Source organism: Paenibacillus vulneris (assembly GCF_039543185.1).
Classification (GTDB): domain Bacteria; phylum Bacillota; class Bacilli; order Paenibacillales; family NBRC-103111; genus Paenibacillus_S; species Paenibacillus_S vulneris.
This window is the reverse complement of sequence record NZ_BAABJG010000065.1, coordinates 1-867: the sequence shown is the minus strand read 5'-3', so window position 1 is coordinate 867 and position 867 is coordinate 1. Positions and strand designations below refer to the sequence as shown.

Here is an 867-nt window from a genome sequence, read left to right as displayed (position 1 = left end):
AACAACTCGCTCTTCACCTCGCGACGGTTGAACCGATAGCAAAACTCATCCAGATAAGCTTGTAAATGCTTCGAGTCAAGACCGTGGAACGTACCACCAATAAACGCTTTGGCATTGGAAATGACCGTATGAAGCCACTTGAGATGATCCGGATTTTCAACAGGGTTAAACAGCTTGGCTTCATGCTGGTATCCTTGTTTGGACAGTGCCTGGTAAGACCGATACTTGTCGCTGGAAATGGTGGACCCGGCTTCGATATACTTCTGTGCGAAATCCACCAGCGTGGTACCTTTCACGTCAGGAATCACTTGCATTTTCAGATATTTCGGGCAGCCCTTCTTGTCTAACGACAGGGCTACGAGAACGGGAGTTTGTTCCGTGCCGCGCCCGCGTTTCCCGCCCTCCGTGGGCGCTCCGAAAAAAGCGTCATCAAGTTCAACTATGCCGGCAAGCGTATAGGAGGCATCGCGCTCGCCCATGGCCTTTCTCACTTTATGTTGGATCGTCCATGCAGTCTGATAGGCAATGCCGAGCTCCTCCGATAGATACGTCGCCGAAACGCCTCGCTTATCGTGAGCGATCAGAAAGATGGCCCAGAACCATTTCACAAGGTCAGTACGCGTTTTCTCGAAAATCGTACCTGCAATGACAGTAGTTTGATGGCCACAACGGACGCATTCAAACAGTGGCAGCTTACGTGTCGTGATCTCGTAAGCCTTGTCATGCTGACACTTTGGACAACGGAAGCCTTCAGGCCACTTCATTTTCATAAGATGACGATGGCATGCTTCTTCCGTCTGGAATGCCTTTTGAAACTGGATGAGATTCATTGCTTCCTTCTTTGCCATCAAAACCACTCCCGAACGT

Annotated in this window: 1 protein-coding gene; it reads right to left on the bottom strand. The window is 50.1% G+C overall.

Annotation, left to right across the window (positions count from 1 at the left end; all coding sequences use genetic code 11):
* Nucleotides 1–848 (bottom strand): IS1595 family transposase (locus ABEA66_RS36245; protein ID WP_345595440.1); only part of this gene is annotated, 848 nt, incomplete at its 3' end.
* Between the last annotated feature and the right edge of the window lie 19 nt (nucleotides 849–867).